Here is a 16,659-nt window from a genome sequence, read left to right as displayed (position 1 = left end):
CTCTCTCCTTCGCGCTGAAAAGACGATTCGCGGAGCTGATTTCCGTACCGATCCTAGCACCGCTGGCCGGCGCGATCAGGCGGCTTTCGCGACGCTGCCGGGTTCCGGCGTCTTGGGCTTGAAGCGGCACAGGTCCGACACGATGCAGCGCCAGCATTCGGGCTTGCGCGCCTTGCAGACATAGCGGCCATGCAGGATCAGCCAGTGATGCGCGTCGCGGCGGAAGGGCTGGGGCACGCGCCTTTCCAGCTTGTCCTCGACAGCCAGCACCGTCTTGCCCGGCGCCAGGCCGGTGCGGTTGCCGACGCGGAAGATATGGGTGTCGACCGCGAAGGTTTCCTGCCCGAAGGCGGTGTTGAGCACGACATTGGCGGTCTTGCGGCCGACGCCGGGCAGGGTGGTCAGCGCGTCGCGATCCTGCGGCACCTCACCGCCGAAATCGCGTACCAATATCTCGGACAGGGCGATGACATTCTTCGCCTTGGTGTTGAACAGTCCGATCGTCTTGATGTGCTGCTTCAGCGCATCCTCGCCCAGATCGACCATCTGCTGGGGCGTTTCGACTTCGCGGAACAGGGCGCGGGTCGCCTTGTTGACGCCGACATCGGTGGCCTGCGCCGACAGGGTGACAGCGACCAGCAGCTGATAGGCATTGCCATATTCCAGCTCCGTCACCGGCGCCGGATTGGCCTCTGCCAGGCGGCTGAAAAAGTCGAAGATCTGCGCCTTGTTCATGGCATCAGAGCCCCAATACGCCCTTCATGTCATAGCGGCCGACCGGCTGGCCGGCGAGCCAGCTTGCGCCCTTGATCGCGCCGCGCGCGAAGATGCTGCGGTTTTCGGCGCGATGGCCAAGCTCGATCCGCTCGCCCTCGGTCGCCAGGATGACCTGATGGTCGCCCGCGACCGATCCGCCGCGCAGCGCGGCAAAGCCGATCGCGCCCTTCGCCCGTGCGCCGGTGATGCCGTCGCGGCCGCGCTCGCTATGGTCGGCCAGCGCGATGCCGCGCCCCTTCGCCGCTGCTTCGCCCAGCAGCAGCGCGGTGCCCGACGGCGCGTCCACCTTGTGGCGGTGATGCATCTCGACGATCTCGATGTCCCAATCGTCGCCCAGGCTGGCGGCGGCCTTTTCCACCAGCGCGGCGAGCAGGTTGACGCCCAGCGACGTATTGCCGGTCTGCAGCACCGGGATGCGGGCTGCCGCCTGGTCGATCAGCGCATGATGCTCAGCTTCCAGCCCCGTCGTGCCGATCAGGATCGGCTTGTTCGCGGCGATGCAGGCGTCGAGATTGGCGGAAAGCGCGGCTGGCACGGAAAAGTCGATCAGCACGTCGGCTGTCTGTGCCAGCGCCAGCGGATCGCTGGTGATCGCGACGCCCGGCGCCAACTCGCCGCTGCCGTCGCGATCGGTGCCGCCCGCCACGGTCAGCCCGGCTTCCGCCGCGGCCTGCGCGATGGCGCGGCCCATGCGCCCGGCGGCGCCGAAAATCCCGATGCTGGTCATGCCCTGATCCGTTCCTTGAAGATAAGTGAGCGCGCGATGCCAGAGCGGCGGCCCTTTGTCATCCGGCACCATGAATTTCTTGGGAAAGGCGACCGACCATGGCTAAGAGATGGCCATGCTCGATCTTCCCCGACTCTCCGTTCCGACCCTGCCGATCGACGGCAGCGCCGATCGCCTCCCCGTCCGCCGCATCTTCTGCGTCGGGCAGAATTATGCCGAACATGCGCGCGAAATGGGCGGCGATCCCGATCGCGCGCCGCCCTTCTTCTTCACCAAGCCGGCCGATGCCGTGGTCGAGAATGGCGCATTGCTGCCTTTCCCCACGCGCACGCAGGATCTGCATCATGAGGTCGAACTGGTGGTCGCGCTCGGCGCGGGCGGCACGGATGTCGCGGTCGAGGATGCGCTGGCGCTGATCTATGGCTGGGCGGTCGGCATCGACCTCACCCGCCGCGACATGCAGGCGGTTGCCAAGAAGGCGGGGCGTCCCTGGGACATGGCCAAGGGCTTTGATCGCTCCGCGCCGATCGGCCCGATCCATCCCGGCACGCCGCCGGCCAGCGGCGCCATTGCGCTCAGCATCGATGGCGACCCGCGCCAGTCGGGCGACCTGTCCGACATGATCTGGTCGGTGCCCGAAATCATCGCCACTCTCTCCACCTATGTGGAACTGGCGCCCGGCGACCTGATCTTCACCGGCACGCCTGCCGGCGTCGGCCCGATCGCGCCCGGCCAGACGGTGCAGGCGACCATCGCGGGCCTGCCGCCGCTCGACATCGCCTTTCAGAACTGACCATCAGAACAAGGACAAACAGGATGGATATCGACATTCCCCACGACCTCGGCCGTCACGAGGCGAAGCGCCGGGTCGAACAGGGCCTGCCCAAGCTGGAACAGCATATCCCCGGTGGCGGCACCATGACCGCGACCTGGCCGTCCGACTATGCGCTGGACATGGAAATCTCGGCCATGGCCCAGACCATCCCGGTCAAGCTGCTGATCGAGGAGGACAAGGTGCGCGGCACCGTGTCGATCCCGATGTTCCTCAAGATGATGTCCGGGCCGATCTCCGACTTCATCAAGACCAGCGCCCAGAAGATGCTGACCAAAGCGTAAGCCTGCTGCCGAGGTGCCCGCCATGCCGACCGACATCCGCAACATCGTCATCCTCACCGGCGCGGGCATTTCGGCCGAGAGGGGGCTTGCCACCTTTCGCGAGCCGGATGGCTTGTGGGAGGGGCATCGGGTGGAGGAGGAATGCTCTGCCCGTCTTCTCCGTTTTTGCGAGGTAGCATGAAGGATTTTCTGACGCGGCTTTTCGGAGGTGTCTCAGACGGCAGGACGGAGAAGTTAACCGTGCCTGTGAACGCCACTGGATTTGCTCCTTTCCCGAATGAGCCGGTAAGCGGGCAAATATATTCCTTCCGCACCCGGCCAGATTCGGAATTTTCCCCACCGGCGACTGATCGCTATGCCGCTATTAAAGTGGTAGGCGTTGATGATAAGCACGTCGCGGTCGCTGTGCTGGACGGCATCTGGGCTACGCCTCCGAGCATCGCTGAGGTTGGAAGTTCGTCCATTATCAATGAGCATCGCTTTGCCCATACCGGGAGGGCTGCTGTATTCGGCGTCCTCCATGATTGGTGGCGGCGGGAAGGCGATCTGGACGAATTCAGCTTCGTAGGTATGCAAGCCGTATTCCGTAGGGAGCAGCAGTTCGCCCATGAGATTGCGACTTATGCTGCGGGATCACGCTTCTCTACATTACGTGCTGCCAATCATGCAGCAGAGGGAGAATGGCGCTGGGCCAACGATCGTGAAGCCTTCGTCATCGAAAATGAGAAGAAGAATGCCAAGGACGCTGCTGACCGAGCGGCAAAGGAAGAGCGATATCGCACACGATTGAGCAAACTCACATGGGACCAGCTTCAATCCGAAACGCCCTTCGAGCGCTGGTCGCCATCACCGCCATTCCCACCGGAAGAGTTCACAACAGCCGCACGCGCAACGATCCACGATGCTTGTGCTGCCCTCAAGGAACTAGGTCCAAAACCGAAAAGGGCAGATGTTCGGGCGATCCTCAAGAAAACCGTCATCTGGTTCAATGACGCTGACGAAAAAGCTGGTGGCGTGATCGAAACCGAGGAGCGTGAAGACATCTGTGCGGTGCTGGAGGAGATGGCGCATTGCGCACGGCAGAAGGCGCTTGTGGACGAAATAGACGAATGGCGCGAATGGTGAGGCAGGATATCCAGAACATCGTCATCCTCACCGGCGCGGGCATATCGGCCGAATCCGGCATCGCGACGTTCAGAACCAAGGGAGCCGTCAGCTACTGGGAAACCGCTGACGAAAACGGAGTTCCAATTTTGCACCGGGTGGAGGATGTCTGCACGCCGCAGGCGCTGGCGCGCAATCCGGCCTTGGTGCATCGTTTCTATGACGAGCGGCGGGCGAAGCTGGCGGAGGTGGCACCCAATCCGGCGCATGAAGCCTTGGCTGCGCTCGACCGCGCCTGGCCCGGCGACCTGCTGATCGTCACCCAGAATGTCGATGACCTGCATGAGCGGGCAGGGGCGACCCGGCTGCTCCACATGCATGGGGAATTGAAGTCCGCCCTCTGTGCCGCCTGTGGCAAGGCGGTGGCCTGGGCCGATCCGCTGCCGCCCGGCAGCGCCTGCGCCGGTTGCGGCGCGCCCAGCCTGCGGCCTGACATCGTCTTCTTCGGCGAAATGCCCTATGATATGGAGCGGATCGAGGAAGCGCTGGCGCAGGCCGACCTGTTCGTGTCGATCGGCACGTCGGGCGCGGTTTATCCGGCCGCCGGTTTCGTCCAGATGGCGCGTCATTATGGCGCTCGAACGCTGGAGCTCAATCTCGATCCGTCGGCGGGCAGCAGCTATTTCGAGGAAAGCCGGCTTGGCCCGGCAAGCGAACTTGTGCCCGAACTGGTAAGCGACCTGCTCGGCTGACCGGCCTTATTCGCTGGGTGCTGCCATGATGTCGGCGCCATCGGGTTCATCGCGATAAAGCAGCATCACCGATCCATCCTCGCCATTCACCGCGCGGATCGGCAGGCTCAGTTGCAGGGCGGAGAGGAATTCCTTGCTGTCGCTGACGCGGAAGCGCCCGCCGACCCGCAGCGAGGAGACGCGGGCGTCGCCAATCAGGATCGGCGCGCGGCGATAGCGGTTGAACTCGCTCGCCGCCTGCTCGATCGTTTCCCCGTCCAGCTCGACCATCTGGTCGCGCCAGGCGGTGCGCTGGTCGATCAGCTTGGGGCTGAGATGGGTGAGGTCGATGCTGCGCGACTGGATCACGGCACCGCTGCCGGCGCTGACCTTTTCCAGCCCGCTATTGCCCGAATGGACCGTGACCGTGCCTTGCGTGACGGTCAGTTCCACCACCGACGGGCGCATGCGCACGTTGAAGGCGGTGCCGACGGCGCGGATCTGGGCCGATCGCACCTCCACGTCGAAGGGGCGGCCCTTGTCATGGGCCACGTCGAAGGAGGCTTCGCCCTTAAGCACGCGCACCTTGCGGCCGATGTCGGTGAAGCGGACTTCTGCTTCGCTGTTGCTGTTGAGGTGCAGGATGGAGCCATCGGCCAGCGCGACGTCGCGGATCTGGCCGACCGCCGTCTCATAGCGATCCACGCCGCTGAAAGTGCGGATGGTGACGATCGCGGCGACGATGAAGAAGGCGATGGCGATGCCGGCGGCAATCATGATGTTGCGCGACAGGCGGCGCTGCTGTTCCTCGCTGACGATCGCTTCGAGCGGGGGCAGGTTGACTTCGGCGGCGGCGCTCTTCAGCCGCTCGGCCGCCTCCCAGGCGGCTTCGGCGCGGGCAAAGGCCACGCCATGGCGCGGATCGGCCTCGATCCACGCACATATCTCGTCTTCGTCCTGGGGGGTAGGGTCGCTGTTAAGCCTGGCCAGCAGGCGCGCGGCTTCCAACGCGATCGCGTCCCTGTCCCCGCTGTTTGAACCTGGTCCCGACGCCTGCACGTTCGAAATCCGTTTCCTCACGTTCTGCCCAGGCCCGCATAACTATGCCGATCGCTTTGGCCAGATGTTTTTCAACAGTAGAAACGGACAGAGACATTTCCTCCGCTATTTCCAGCATCGATTTTTCGTGGATACGACGAAGAATGAAGACGCGGCGGCACTGGGTGGGCAGCGAATCGACAATCGCTTCGACCTGGCGGAGCGCCTCGCGGGCGTGGAGCTGTGCCTCGATGGTGTTTTCGCCGCCCAGCAATTCCAGATCGGCTATCGTCTCGAAGCTCACCACCTTGTTGCGGCGGGCGGTGTCGATGACGAGGTTGCGGGCGATGGTGAAGAGATAGGCGCGCCCGGTGGTGACATTTTCCCAGTTCTCCGTGGCATAGGCACGGGCAAGAACTTCGGCGACCATATCCTCCAGCTCGTGGGTGGAGGGCAAAATGCGACGCAGGCGGCCCCTCAAGGCAGCTTCCTGCGGCAAAATCACGGTCTTGAACCACTCTAGCTTGGCGCGAACCCTATGCACGTCGACCCCCTTTTATGTCAGCGCGCCTCTCCTGAATTTCTTTTTGTTGTCACATTTCAATCATGGATTCCGGGGGGTGTCCAGCACGTGATTACGCATATTCCGTAATCCGCCATAAAAAGTTCCACCCTGTTGCAAAAAAGTTTTCGGGCGCCTTCTTTTGTTGCGTGGTTACGAAATTATGTCAGGCGGAACCTCGTCCGGCGCGCTGTCGGGCTGGTCATAGTCGGGTTCTCCAGGGATGATTTCGGGCGGCTCGTTGATCGGAGTCTCGTCCGGAGTCGCGGGCGGCGGCGTTTCGGGCGGCGACTGGGGTTCGATCCGGTCGGGCGGGGGCAGGGGGTCGGGCGCTGGATCGGGCTGGGTGGCCATGCTATGCTCTCCTGCAAAGAAGAAGCTACGCGCGGGCAAGGATGCCGGTTCCATCAATGCATCCATATCCCTTGCTCTCGCCAATGCTTTTCTCTATGCCGCGCCGACCGGCGACCGATGCGGGCGTGGCGAAACTGGTAGACGCGCCAGATTTAGGTTCTGGTATCGCAAGATGTGGGGGTTCGAGTCCCTTCGCCCGCACCAGTGTCAGGCTTGGCTTGATCCGGCGCCAACGAGATTCAGCTAAGAAAGCGTTTGAGAGAAGAGATGCAGACTGTCGAGACGTTGAACGAGGGCCTGAAGCGCGCCTACACCGTGACCATCACGTCGAAGGATATCGACGCCCGCGTTGAGAAGGAAGTGCTGGCGATTGCGCCGCAGGTGCGGATGCCCGGCTTCCGCCCCGGCAAGGTGCCGGCGAACCTCGTCAAGAAGATGCATGGTGAAAGCCTGCAGCGTGACGCGCTCAACAATTCCATCCAGGAAAGCGTTCAGAAGCTGATCGCCGATCAGAAGCTGCGTCCCGCGATGCAGCCTTCGGTCGAGCTGGACGAAAGCTTCGAGTTTGGCAAGGACGCGCAGGTCAAGGTGGAACTGGAAGTTCTGCCCGTGATCGAAGCGCCGAGCATCGACGGTCTGAAGCTGGAGCGCCTGACTGCCGAAGTCAGCGACGCGCAGGTCGAGGAACAGGCCGGCCGCATCGCCACCCAGCAGGGGGCTCTGGAAGAATATGCCGCCAGCCACAAGGCGAAGGACGGCGACACGCTGGTCATCGACTTCGTCGGCAAGGTCGACGGTGAAGCGTTTGAAGGCGGTTCGGCCGAAGGCGTGAAGCTGAAGATCGGCTCGGGCCAGTTCATCCCCGGCTTCGAAGAGCAGCTCGGCGGCGTGAAGAAGGGCGAAGAAAAGACCATCGAAGTCACCTTCCCCGAAGATTATGGCGCCGCGCACCTCGCCGGCAAGGCCGCGACCTTCGACGTGACCGTGCAGTCGGTGCTGAACGCCGACAAGCCCAAGCTCGACGACGACTTCGCCAAGTCGCTGGGTCTGGAAGGTCTCGACCAGCTCAAGGATCTGCTCAAGGGCCAGATCGAGCAGGAGCATAATGGCCTGACCCGCACCTATATGAAGCGCAAGCTGCTCGACCAGCTGGCCGCTTCGCACGACTTCGACGTTCCGCCGAGCATGGTGGAAGCCGAGTTCAACCAGATCTGGCAGCAGCTTCAGCATGAAGCCAGCCACGAAGCCGATCCGGAAGCCGCTCTGGCCGAAATGGAAGCCGAGAAGGAAGATTATCGCGGCATCGCCGTGCGCCGCGTGCGCCTGGGCCTGCTGCTGTCGGAAATCGGCCAGGCCAACAATGTCGTCGTTTCGGACAATGAAATGAACCGTCTCATCATGCAGGCTGCCCAGCAGTACAGCCCGCAGGATCGTGAGCGTTTCGTGCAGTATGTCCGCCAGGATCCGATGGCCGCCGCCCAGCTGCGCGCGCCCCTCTATGAGGACAAGGTCGTCGACTTCCTGTTCGAAAAGGCGGAAGTCAGCGACCGTGCTGTCAGCCGTGAGGAACTGGAAGCCGCGATCGAAGCCGAAGATGGCGATCTGAAGCCCCACGTCCACGGTCCGGGCTGCGGCCATGACCATGACGAAAAGCCCAAGGCGAAGAAGGCTGCTGCCAAGAAGAAGGCCGAGCCCGCCGAGGCCGAAGCCGTAGCCGAGGAAGCGCCCGCCAAGAAGGCTCCGGCCAAGAAGGCTGCCGCCAAGAAGGACGAAGCCCCGGCTGAGGAAGCTGTCGCCGAGGAAAAGCCCAAGGCGAAGAAGGCTCCGGCCAAGAAGGCCGCTGCCAAGGCTGAATAAGCCTTTCCAGCCAGCAAATCGGAACGCCCGTTCTTCCCGACAGGGAAGGGCGGGCGTTTTGCATGGTGTCTCGGGTGGCGATCAGCCCTCGGCGCGAACGCCGGGATCATACGCGCTTTTCCTGATCTTTATTTTTGCGCTGCAATATATTCTGATGAAGGCCCGAAACTAGGGATCAGGCGATGAACTGATCGCGGAGGGCTTATGCAAGTCGTCAAGGGCGGTTCTGGTCGGGGTCTTGGGCAATTGCTGATGAACAGGTGGCTCCTGGTGGGCGTCTGCCTGTTCCTGTTTCTCGCCTTCTTCCTCCTGCGCTTTCCCGGTGAGCCGAACAGCGACAGCAACAGCCAATATCATCAGATCGTCACCGGCCGGTTCAACGACTGGCATCCGCCGCTGATGGCGCGGATCTGGGAAGCGCTGACCCTGTTCGGCGCGGGCACCGGGCCGATCTTTGCCTTCGACACGATCTTCTACGGCTGCGGCGTTGCGCTTCTGGCCAGCCTGCCGGCGCGACGCGGCCGGTGGCTCTGCGCCTATTGCATGATCTTCCTCGCGGCCCAGCCGATGCTGCTGATGATGAGCGTCAACATCGCCAAGGACATCATGATGGCGGTGATGCTGCTGCTGGCCGTGGCGATCATCGGGGCGGTGCAGGAAGGGCTCGTCGCCGCGCGGCCGGCCCGGACGCTGTGCTGGGTGCTGGCGCTGCTGATCGTCGTCATGGCGGCGCTGGTCCGCAACAATGCCGTGTTCCTGGTTGCGCCGATGCTGGTCTTTGCCGGCCGGCCGGCGCTGATGGCACGGCCTGTGCTGATGCTGGCGCTGTCCGCGGTCGGCGGAGTGCTGCTGGTCCCGGCCAGCAACATCGTCAATCATCGCATCCTTGGCGCATCGGATGCCGGGGCGATCCGGTCGCTGCAGATATTCGACATCGCCGGCATCATGGTGCGGGGCGGGGATGATATCCTGGCCGATCTGCCGGGCGCGCAGGCGCTGACGCAGGATGTCCATCGCTGCTACAGCCCGATCATGTGGGATACGCTGGCCTATGCCCACTGGAATTGCCATGTGCTCAAGAATGTCGAGCAGGCTATCCGGGATGGCGGGGGCGCATCGCTGTCGTCACGCTGGACTGGAGCGATCCGGCATCATCCGCTGGCCTATCTGCGCCATCGCCTGACCCATTATAATTCGACCCTCTATTTCTGGGTGCCGGTCCATCATACCGAAGCCGTGCGCAAGTTGAACACCGCCGGCAACCGGGGCGGATCGTTCAAGAACCGGTTGCTGGACCAGGTCCGCTATTCGCCGCTGACCTCGCCCGTGATGATGGTCGCCATCGCGCTGGCGCTGCTGCCTTGGATCATTGCCGCGCTGCGCGTCTCGCGCGATGCGCTGCTGCGTGTCTGCGCGATATTGATATGGCTTGCCTTGATATATACAGGCACCTTCCTGCTTGTCGGGGTGGCGACCGATCAGCGCTATTTCTTCTTTACGACATTGGCGGTTTGTCTGGCCCTGCCGCTCGCATTGTCCGATGCGACGATAAGGGCCATGATGCGGCGACATTCGGCATTGGCGGTGGCAACGGTGGGTGTGCCGTCAGCCATATTGGCGCTGACCGTCGTTGCGCGATACATGTTGCCGCCGCCGGTCTGACGGGCGACGGCCATATTTGGTCAGCATAGGTTGGGGCAATTTATGGATATGGACAATCTTTCGAACATTGGCGTCGGTCATCCGCGCGTCGCCGTTATCCTGCCCTGCTATAATGAGGCCGGGGCGATCGTGCAGACGGTGGAGGATTTCCGCCGCGCGCTGCCCCATGCCGAAATCTATGTCTTCGACAATAACAGCAGCGACGGCAGCCGCGAACTGGCGGCCGGCGCGGGCGCGATCGTTCGCCGCGTGGCCCAGCAGGGCAAGGGCCATGTCGTGCGCCGCATGTTCGCCGATGTCGATGCCGACATCTACATCATGGCCGATGGCGACGCGACCTATGAGGCCGCTGCCGCGCCGCAGATGATCGCCGCCATGCTGCAGGATAATCTCGACATGGTGGTGGGCTGCCGCCGCGACCAGGTCGAGGCAGCCTATCGGCGTGGCCATCGCTTCGGCAACTGGGCGCTCACCAGCCTGTTGAAGCAGCTTTTCGGCCGCAGCTTCACCGATATCCTGTCGGGCTATCGCGTCTTCTCGCGCCGTTTCGTCAAGAGCTTCCCGGTGTTGTCCGCCGGCTTCGAGATCGAGACCGAGATCAGCGTCCATGCCCTCGAACTGGCGATGCCGGTGTCCGAAGTGATGACCGCCTATGGCGCGCGGCCCGAAGGGTCGGTGAGCAAACTGTCCACCTATCGCGACGGCTGGCGAATCCTGCGCACGATCATCACCCTCTATCGCATCGAGCGGCCGATCCTGTTCTTCGGTATCATCGCCGCTTTCCTCGCGGCGCTCGCGCTCGGCCTGGCCGTGCCGCTGATCGTCACCTATGCGCAGACCGGACTGGTGCCCCGCTTCCCGACCGCAATCCTGGTCACCGGCCTCATGATCCTGGCGACCCTGAGCGGCATGTGTGGCCTCATCCTCGACACGGTGGTGCGCGGCCGCCGCGAAGTGCGGCGGCTCGCCTATCTCGCCTTCCGCGCGCCCAGCGACTACGCCTTGAAGGATTGAACCCGGCGGCGCAGTCGCATCGCCAGGATCAGCAGGGTGACGCCCGTCACCAGCGCATAGAAGCCGATGCCCCAGCCCAGCATGGCCACCGACACATGCGGGTTGGCAAGGGCCAGATAGAGGACGAACAGGCCTAGCAGCAGCGAGAGTAGCCCGCTCAGCGCCAGCAGCCATTCGCCCTCTATCTCCTTGCGCAGCCGGATCGCGGCGATGATTTCCAGCCCGCCGGCGATGATCGCCCAGCCCGCGATCAGGAACACGGTCAGCAGCGCATAGGTGATCGTCATCGCGATCGGAGTGACGATGAAGATGATGCCGACGGCAATGCCCAGCAGCCCGCGCAGCAGCATCGCGCCCCAGTGGCGGCCATGGCCCATCCGGCGAAAGGCGCTGATCGCCGAGAATATGCCGTCGACCAGCGCATAGACCGCGAAGATCAGCGTCAGCGCGAACAGCGCGCTGAACGGGTAGGCCAGGGCGATGATGCCCAGGATGATCGAGACCACGCCACGCAGCGCCAGCGCCTTCCAACCGAAGGAGAAGGCGGCGATCAGGCCCGGTCCGGCCCGGCCGTCATGGGGCGGAATATCGGAATGCACGTCGGAAACCATCGGCTTGTTCCCCCTGTCGCGATTTGAAACGATTGTGGAACGGTAGGGGTGACACATGGTTCCCCCTTGAACCAGTCGGGTTTTGTGCCGATGTAGGGGGTCGGGCAAAAGCACCTGACTGAAAGAGCACAATGACCAACATCATGCATGATCCCATGGCCGCGCTGGTTCCCATCGTCATCGAGCAATCGAACCGTGGCGAGCGCAGCTTCGATATTTACTCGCGTCTTCTGCGCGAGCGGATCATCTTCGTGACCGGCCAGGTCGAGGACCATATGGCCTCGCTGATCGTCGCCCAGCTTCTGTTCCTCGAATCGGAAAATCCGAAGAAGGACATCTGGATGTACATCAACTCGCCGGGCGGCGTCGTCACGGCGGGCATGGCGATCCACGACACGATGAAATATATCCGCCCCCAGGTCGGCACCGTCTGCATCGGCCAGGCCGCCTCGATGGGCAGCTTCCTGCTGGCCGCCGGCGAACCGGGCAAGCGCATCGCGCTCAGCAACGCCCGCATCATGGTCCATCAGCCGTCGGGCGGCGCTCAGGGCATGGCGTCGGATATCGAGATCCAGGCCAAGGAAATCCTTCGGATTCGCCGCCGCCTCAACGATCTCTACGTGAAATATACCGGCCAGTCGCTGGAAGCGGTGGAGCGGGCGATGGACCGCGACACCTTCCTGGAGGCTGACGAAGCCAAGGCGTTCGGTCTGGTCGACGAAGTGTTCGATCGCCGCCCGGCCGCTGCGGAATCCGCGGAAGCCTAAAGGCGATCTTTACCGGGGCGCGGTATATCACCCCTTGTGAAACCGCCGTGCCCCGGTCTAGGATGGCCTTTGGACCAGAATATCCCCGGCCAGATCCGGCATGGTGCCGACGGCGGGGAGGAAAGATTGGCGAATGACTAAGCTTACGGGCTCCGATTCAAAAAGCACGCTTTACTGCTCCTTCTGCGGCAAGTCGCAGCATGAGGTGCGCAAGCTGATCGCGGGGCCGACCGTCTTCATCTGCGATGAATGCGTGGAACTGTGCAATGACATCATCCGCGAGGAGACCAAGGGCGGTCTCGTCGGCAAGAAGGATGGCGGCGTGCCGACCCCGCAGGAAATCTGCGATGTGCTTGACGATTATGTGATCGGCCAGAAGCGCGCCAAGCGCGTCCTGTCGGTCGCGGTCCACAATCATTACAAGCGCCTCAATCACGGCTCCAAGCCGGGCGAGGTGGAACTGGCCAAGTCGAACATCCTGCTCGTCGGCCCGACCGGCTGTGGCAAGACGCTGCTGGCGCAGACGCTGGCCAAGACCTTCGACGTGCCCTTCACCATGGCGGATGCCACCACGCTGACCGAAGCCGGCTATGTCGGCGAGGACGTGGAGAACATCATCCTCAAGCTGCTCCAGGCCTCCGACTATAATGTCGAGAAGGCGCAGCGCGGCATCGTCTATATCGACGAGATCGACAAGATCAGCCGCAAGGCCGAAAACCCGTCGATCACGCGCGACGTGTCGGGGGAGGGCGTGCAGCAGGCGCTGCTCAAGCTGATGGAAGGCACGACCGCCTCGGTTCCGCCGCAGGGTGGTCGCAAGCATCCGCAGCAAGAGTTCCTGCAGGTCGACACGACCAACATCCTGTTCATCTGCGGCGGCGCGTTCGCGGGTCTGGAAAAGATCATCGGTGACCGTCTGGAAGCCAAGTCGATCGGCTTCGGCGCCCATGTTGCGGCCCCCGAAGAGCGCAAGACCGGCGAACTGCTGCGTCAGAGCGAACCCGAAGATCTGCTGAAGTTCGGCCTGATCCCCGAATTTGTCGGCCGTCTGCCGGTGATCGCGACGCTGGAGGATCTGGACGTGACCGCACTGGTCAAGATCCTGGTCGAGCCCAAGAACGCGCTGGTCAAGCAATATGGCAAGCTGTTCGACATGGAGAATGTCGAACTGAGCTTCACCGACGATGCTCTGACCGCGATCGCGAAGAAGGCGATCGAGCGCAAGACCGGCGCTCGTGGCCTGCGTTCGATCCTGGAAGCGATCCTGCTCGATACCATGTTCGACCTGCCCTCGATGGAGGGCGTTGGCGAAGTGGTGGTCGACAAGGATGTCGTCGCCGGGACCAAGGAGCCGATTCGCGTGTTCAGCGAGAAGGACAAGCGCGCGGAAGACGCTGCCTAGTTCATTCGCCGTTCAGGCTGGAACAAAAGGGGCCGGTGGACCATCCACCGGCCCCTTTTTCGTGCAAGTCTTTCGCACTGCACAAAATTTCCTGCGCCGTTGCATAATTGCACCACTGTTGGCGTGGTGTAAAATTTCGACATATTATGCAATAAAATCAATATGATAGTTTGATGTTTCGGCCTGTTTTTCAGTGCCTTGCCCAGATGTCCTTCCAATTGTGACAGTCCCGCACCTGCATTGTAACATAATTGCAATCATAGCATCACAGGGGCGTCGCCAGTGGCCGCCAGATGCGGCGCCGGCTCGAAGAGCAAAATGGTTATGGCGCCGTGGGGCGCACTCTTGAAAAAGGGACAAGGGTCAATGAAGCAGTTTCTCAAGTGCAGCGCCGCGATTCTCGCCGTCGCTGCCCCGGCTGTCGCTTTCGCGCAGTCGACCGGTTCGGACGATTTCGATTCGATCATCGTGACGGGCGCCGTCGTCAACCAGGGCGTTGGCGGCGTGAAGATCCCTGACTCGCCCAAGGCGAAGGTCGTTCTGGGCCAGGAAATCATCCAGGCGCAGCGTCCGGGTCAGTCGGTCAACGAAATCATCAACCTGGTGCCGGGCGTCAGCTTCACCAACAACGATCCCTGGGGTTCGTCGGGCGGCAGCTTCACCATCCGCGGCTTCAGCTCGGACCGTATCTCGCAGACCTTTGACGGTATCCCGCTCAATGACTCGGGCAACTATGCGATCTACACCAACCAGCAGGTTGACGCCGAACTGATCGAGAACGTCAATGTGAACCTCGGTTCGACCGACGTCGACAGCCCGACCGCCGCTGCGGTTGGCGGCACCGTCAACATCAAGACCCTTGAGCCGAGCGATGATTATGGCGTTCTGGCCAGCGTCAGCTACGGCAACATCGTCGCCGACGGTGCCGGCGATCGTCCCTATTTCCGCATGTTCGGCGTGGTGAACACCGGTGACCTCACCGGCCATGGCACCAAGGCCTGGATCTCGGCTTCGCGCATTCGCAACGATGCTGCCTTCGCCAATTATGGCAAGGTGTCGAAGCAGCAGTATAACGCCAAGATCTGGCAGGATATCGGCAGCAACGGCGACTTCATCTCGGTCGCTGCCCATTATAACCAGAACCGCAACAACTTCGGTGGTTCGCCCTTCCGCGCCAGCGCCTTCACCGGCGACAAGAGCGATCGTTTCTACGACATCGCCGGCGGCTATCCCTGCCAGGTCAGCCAGACCAGCACCCCCAACGCTTGCGGCACCGATTTCGAGCGTCGTTTCAACCCTTCGAACACCGGCAATGTCCGCGCGAATTCGAAGTTCACCCTGGCTGAACGTTTGACCCTGTCGGTCGACGGCGCCTATCAGTGGGTGAAGGCCAATGGCGGCGGCACCACCAGCGCCAACGAAACCTTCTTCACGGATTCGACCGGCTTCACCGGCACCGGCAACTATGGCGGCAGCTTCTATTTCGGTCGTGACCTGAACGGTGACGGTGTGCTGGGTCGCGTGACCCTGCTCCAGCCGAGCCAGACCAACACCCGTCGCTGGGTCGGCATCGCCAACCTGGCTTACGAGATCAGCGATGGCCAGCGCGTCCGTCTGTCGTACAGCTATGATCGCGCCCGTCACCGCCAGACCGGCTATGCTGGCTTCCTTGACAATGGTGGCACGCCGTTCGACGTGTTCCCGATCAACGATCCGGTCCTGGATGCCGCCGGCAACGCGCTGCAGAAGCGTGACCGCAAGTCGATCGCCGAACTGAACCAGATCGCCGGTGAATATCGCGGCCAGTTCTTCGAGGACAAGCTGTCGGTGCTGATCGGTGGCCGTCTGCCCTTCTTCAAGCGCGAACTGAACCAGTATTGCTTCACCACCAGCTCGGGTGGTTTCGTGAACTGCGTGCCGGAAGACCAGCAGGCCGACTATATCGCGACCCATCCTTACAGCTTCAACGAGACGACCGGCCGTGCGACCGGTTCGGCTCTGCCGCAGGCGCGCAAGCTGAAGTATGACAAGTTCCTGCCGAACGTCGGCGCGACCTTCAAGATCACGCCGGAAATCAGCATCGCGGGCAGCTATGCCAAGAACCTGTCGGTGCCCAGCACCGATGCGCTTTACAACGCGTTCATCTTCCCGGTTGATAGCGACTCCGCTTATCGTGCGCCGGAAACCTCGGACAGCTTCGACGCCAGCCTCCGCTACACCTCGTCGAAGGTGCAGGCTGCTGTCACCGGCTGGTACTCGAAGTACAAGAACCGTCTGGTCACTGCCTATGACATCGACGGTAACGGCACCGACACCAACCTGGGTCCGGTGAAGAAATATGGCGTCGACGCCAATATTTCCTACAGCCCGATCAAGGAAATCACCGCCTATCTGTTCGGTTCCTACATCAAGTCGGAAATCCAGAACGACGCCGTGACCGGCAGCTGCGCCGCGACCAGCGACATCGCTCTGGCCGGCCTGTGCTATGTGCAGGATGGCGTTGCCTATCTCCGCACCTCGGGCAAGCGTGAACGCAGCGCGCCGAAATATCTGTTCGGTGGCCGTCTGCAGGGCAATCTGGGCGACTTCACCCTGGGCGTCCAGGCGAAGAAGACCAGCTCGCGCTATCTGAACGACATCAACGGTGAAATTCAGAGCGTGACGCTCACCGATGGCACCAGCAAGATGATCTTCCCCGGTGCGAAGTTCGGTGCCTACACCGTCGTCGACCTCGACCTGCGCTACTCGCTGGCCAGCGTCGGCATGGAGAAGGGCGCGATCCAGCTGAACGTCAGCAACCTGTTCGACAAATATTATGTCGGCTCGTTCAGCGGCGGTCTGGATACGCTCGCCAGCTCGTCCTCGGCCTTCGTGAACTTCGGTTCGCCGCGCGCGATCAGCGCTTCGCTGATCATCGGCTTCTAAGCCAGACGCCGA

At 62.4% G+C, this 16,659-nt stretch carries 16 protein-coding genes, 1 tRNA gene and 1 pseudogene; 12 read left to right on the top strand and 6 right to left on the bottom strand.

What is annotated here, in order from left to right; genetic code table 11:
• Nucleotides 1-75: 75 nt before the first annotated feature.
• Nucleotides 76-735 (bottom strand): endonuclease III, encoded by a 660-nt coding sequence (nth, locus tag DIZ22_RS09545; protein ID WP_048938178.1) that lies wholly within the window; start codon nt 733-735, stop codon nt 76-78.
• Between the two features lie 4 nt (nt 736-739).
• On the bottom strand, nt 740-1,504 hold the full coding sequence (gene dapB, locus DIZ22_RS09540) for a 4-hydroxy-tetrahydrodipicolinate reductase (protein ID WP_122928794.1): 765 nt from the start codon (nt 1,502-1,504) through the stop codon (nt 740-742).
• 109 nt (nt 1,505-1,613) lie between these two features.
• On the opposite strand from dapB, the gene DIZ22_RS09535 reads away from it, so the two are divergent.
• From DIZ22_RS09535 to DIZ22_RS09515, 5 genes and pseudogenes are all read left to right on the top strand, one after another.
• Nucleotides 1,614-2,297 carry a fumarylacetoacetate hydrolase family protein gene (locus DIZ22_RS09535; protein ID WP_122928142.1) on the top strand — a complete coding sequence of 228 codons (684 nt, stop codon included), beginning with the start codon at nt 1,614-1,616 and terminating at the stop codon, nt 2,295-2,297.
• 23 nt (nt 2,298-2,320) lie between these two features.
• Nucleotides 2,321-2,620 carry a polyhydroxyalkanoic acid system family protein gene (locus DIZ22_RS09530; RefSeq protein ID WP_122928141.1) on the top strand — a complete coding sequence of 100 codons (300 nt, stop codon included), beginning with the start codon at nt 2,321-2,323 and terminating at the stop codon, nt 2,618-2,620.
• 22 nt (nt 2,621-2,642) lie between these two features.
• Nucleotides 2,643-2,768: pseudogene (locus tag DIZ22_RS09525) on the top strand (NAD-dependent protein deacylase); the annotation flags it as partial.
• 29 nt (nt 2,769-2,797) lie between these two features.
• Entirely contained in the window at nt 2,798-3,745 is a 948-nt protein-coding gene (locus DIZ22_RS21775; protein ID WP_048938176.1) for a hypothetical protein, read from the top strand.
• A complete protein-coding gene (locus DIZ22_RS09515; RefSeq protein WP_122928139.1) occupies nt 3,739-4,476 on the top strand; it encodes an NAD-dependent deacylase in 738 nt (245 codons plus the stop codon). The genes DIZ22_RS21775 and DIZ22_RS09515 overlap by 7 nt, the downstream gene beginning before the upstream one ends.
• A 6-nt stretch (nt 4,477-4,482) precedes the next feature.
• Here DIZ22_RS09515 and DIZ22_RS09510 read toward each other — a convergent pair whose 3' ends face one another.
• From DIZ22_RS09510 to DIZ22_RS09500, 3 genes are all read right to left on the bottom strand, one after another.
• Entirely contained in the window at nt 4,483-5,463 is a 981-nt protein-coding gene (locus tag DIZ22_RS09510) for a FecR domain-containing protein (RefSeq protein ID WP_080993612.1), read from the bottom strand.
• Nucleotides 5,432-6,037, bottom strand: a complete 606-nt coding sequence (locus DIZ22_RS09505) for a sigma-70 family RNA polymerase sigma factor (RefSeq protein ID WP_004207570.1) — start codon at nt 6,035-6,037, stop codon at nt 5,432-5,434. The genes DIZ22_RS09510 and DIZ22_RS09505 overlap by 32 nt, the downstream gene beginning before the upstream one ends.
• 171 nt (nt 6,038-6,208) lie before the next feature.
• Nucleotides 6,209-6,409 (bottom strand): hypothetical protein, encoded by a 201-nt coding sequence (locus tag DIZ22_RS09500; RefSeq protein WP_122928138.1) that lies wholly within the window; start codon nt 6,407-6,409, stop codon nt 6,209-6,211.
• 119 nt (nt 6,410-6,528) lie between these two features.
• Between DIZ22_RS09500 and DIZ22_RS09495 the strand changes: the two genes are divergently transcribed.
• The 4 genes from DIZ22_RS09495 (at nt 6,529) to DIZ22_RS09480 (ending at nt 10,942) form a co-directional block, all read left to right on the top strand.
• A tRNA-Leu gene (locus DIZ22_RS09495) sits at nt 6,529-6,613 on the top strand.
• A 63-nt stretch (nt 6,614-6,676) separates the two neighbouring features.
• Nucleotides 6,677-8,266, top strand: a complete 1,590-nt coding sequence (tig, locus tag DIZ22_RS09490; protein ID WP_048938173.1) for a trigger factor — start codon at nt 6,677-6,679, stop codon at nt 8,264-8,266.
• 252 nt (nt 8,267-8,518) lie between these two features.
• Complete coding sequence (locus DIZ22_RS09485) at nt 8,519-9,928, top strand: hypothetical protein (RefSeq protein WP_048938172.1); 1,410 nt, start codon at nt 8,519-8,521, stop codon at nt 9,926-9,928.
• Between the two features lie 42 nt (nt 9,929-9,970).
• Nucleotides 9,971-10,942 carry a glycosyltransferase family 2 protein gene (locus DIZ22_RS09480; protein WP_010336051.1) on the top strand — a complete coding sequence of 324 codons (972 nt, stop codon included), beginning with the start codon at nt 9,971-9,973 and terminating at the stop codon, nt 10,940-10,942.
• On the opposite strand, the gene DIZ22_RS09475 is transcribed toward DIZ22_RS09480, so the two are convergent.
• Nucleotides 10,924-11,553, bottom strand: a complete 630-nt coding sequence (locus DIZ22_RS09475; RefSeq protein WP_010336052.1) for a DUF308 domain-containing protein — start codon at nt 11,551-11,553, stop codon at nt 10,924-10,926. The two genes, DIZ22_RS09480 and DIZ22_RS09475, sit on opposite strands and share 19 nt — an antisense overlap.
• Before the next feature lie 131 nt (nt 11,554-11,684).
• Here DIZ22_RS09475 and clpP point away from each other — a divergent pair, with 131 nt between their 5' ends.
• The 3 genes from clpP (at nt 11,685) to DIZ22_RS09460 (ending at nt 16,647) form a co-directional block, all read left to right on the top strand.
• Nucleotides 11,685-12,320 carry an ATP-dependent Clp endopeptidase proteolytic subunit ClpP gene (gene clpP, locus DIZ22_RS09470; protein ID WP_004207564.1) on the top strand — a complete coding sequence of 212 codons (636 nt, stop codon included), beginning with the start codon at nt 11,685-11,687 and terminating at the stop codon, nt 12,318-12,320.
• 133 nt (nt 12,321-12,453) lie between these two features.
• Nucleotides 12,454-13,722 carry an ATP-dependent Clp protease ATP-binding subunit ClpX gene (clpX, locus tag DIZ22_RS09465; RefSeq protein ID WP_004207563.1) on the top strand — a complete coding sequence of 423 codons (1,269 nt, stop codon included), beginning with the start codon at nt 12,454-12,456 and terminating at the stop codon, nt 13,720-13,722.
• 366 nt (nt 13,723-14,088) lie between these two features.
• Nucleotides 14,089-16,647, top strand: a complete 2,559-nt coding sequence (locus tag DIZ22_RS09460; RefSeq protein WP_048938171.1) for a TonB-dependent receptor — start codon at nt 14,089-14,091, stop codon at nt 16,645-16,647.
• Nucleotides 16,648-16,659 lie beyond the last annotated feature (12 nt).

Origin of the sequence: Sphingobium sp. LF-16, assembly GCF_003711185.1 — a bacterium.
GTDB classification, from domain to species: Bacteria; Pseudomonadota; Alphaproteobacteria; order Sphingomonadales; family Sphingomonadaceae; genus Sphingobium; species Sphingobium yanoikuyae_A.
The sequence above is the reverse complement of the archived record's forward strand: the minus strand, read 5'-3'. Positions and strand labels throughout refer to the sequence as shown.

Coding starts and splice junctions, on each gene's coding strand:
- DIZ22_RS09485 (WP_048938172.1), top strand. CDS start 8,519: ATGAACAGGTGGCTCCTGGTGGGCGTCTGCCTGTTCCTGTTTCTCGCC.
- clpP (WP_004207564.1), top strand. CDS start 11,685: ATGACCAACATCATGCATGATCCCATGGCCGCGCTGGTTCCCATCGTC.
- dapB (WP_122928794.1), bottom strand. CDS start 1,504: ATGACCAGCATCGGGATTTTCGGCGCCGCCGGGCGCATGGGCCGCGCC.
- DIZ22_RS09500 (WP_122928138.1), bottom strand. CDS start 6,409: ATGGCCACCCAGCCCGATCCAGCGCCCGACCCCCTGCCCCCGCCCGAC.
- DIZ22_RS09460 (WP_048938171.1), top strand. CDS start 14,089: ATGAAGCAGTTTCTCAAGTGCAGCGCCGCGATTCTCGCCGTCGCTGCC.
- DIZ22_RS09475 (WP_010336052.1), bottom strand. CDS start 11,553: ATGGTTTCCGACGTGCATTCCGATATTCCGCCCCATGACGGCCGGGCC.
- DIZ22_RS09515 (WP_122928139.1), top strand. CDS start 3,739: ATGGTGAGGCAGGATATCCAGAACATCGTCATCCTCACCGGCGCGGGC.
- clpX (WP_004207563.1), top strand. CDS start 12,454: ATGACTAAGCTTACGGGCTCCGATTCAAAAAGCACGCTTTACTGCTCC.
- DIZ22_RS09530 (WP_122928141.1), top strand. CDS start 2,321: ATGGATATCGACATTCCCCACGACCTCGGCCGTCACGAGGCGAAGCGC.
- tig (WP_048938173.1), top strand. CDS start 6,677: ATGCAGACTGTCGAGACGTTGAACGAGGGCCTGAAGCGCGCCTACACC.
- DIZ22_RS09535 (WP_122928142.1), top strand. CDS start 1,614: ATGGCCATGCTCGATCTTCCCCGACTCTCCGTTCCGACCCTGCCGATC.
- DIZ22_RS09480 (WP_010336051.1), top strand. CDS start 9,971: ATGGATATGGACAATCTTTCGAACATTGGCGTCGGTCATCCGCGCGTC.
- DIZ22_RS21775 (WP_048938176.1), top strand. CDS start 2,798: ATGAAGGATTTTCTGACGCGGCTTTTCGGAGGTGTCTCAGACGGCAGG.
- nth (WP_048938178.1), bottom strand. CDS start 735: ATGAACAAGGCGCAGATCTTCGACTTTTTCAGCCGCCTGGCAGAGGCC.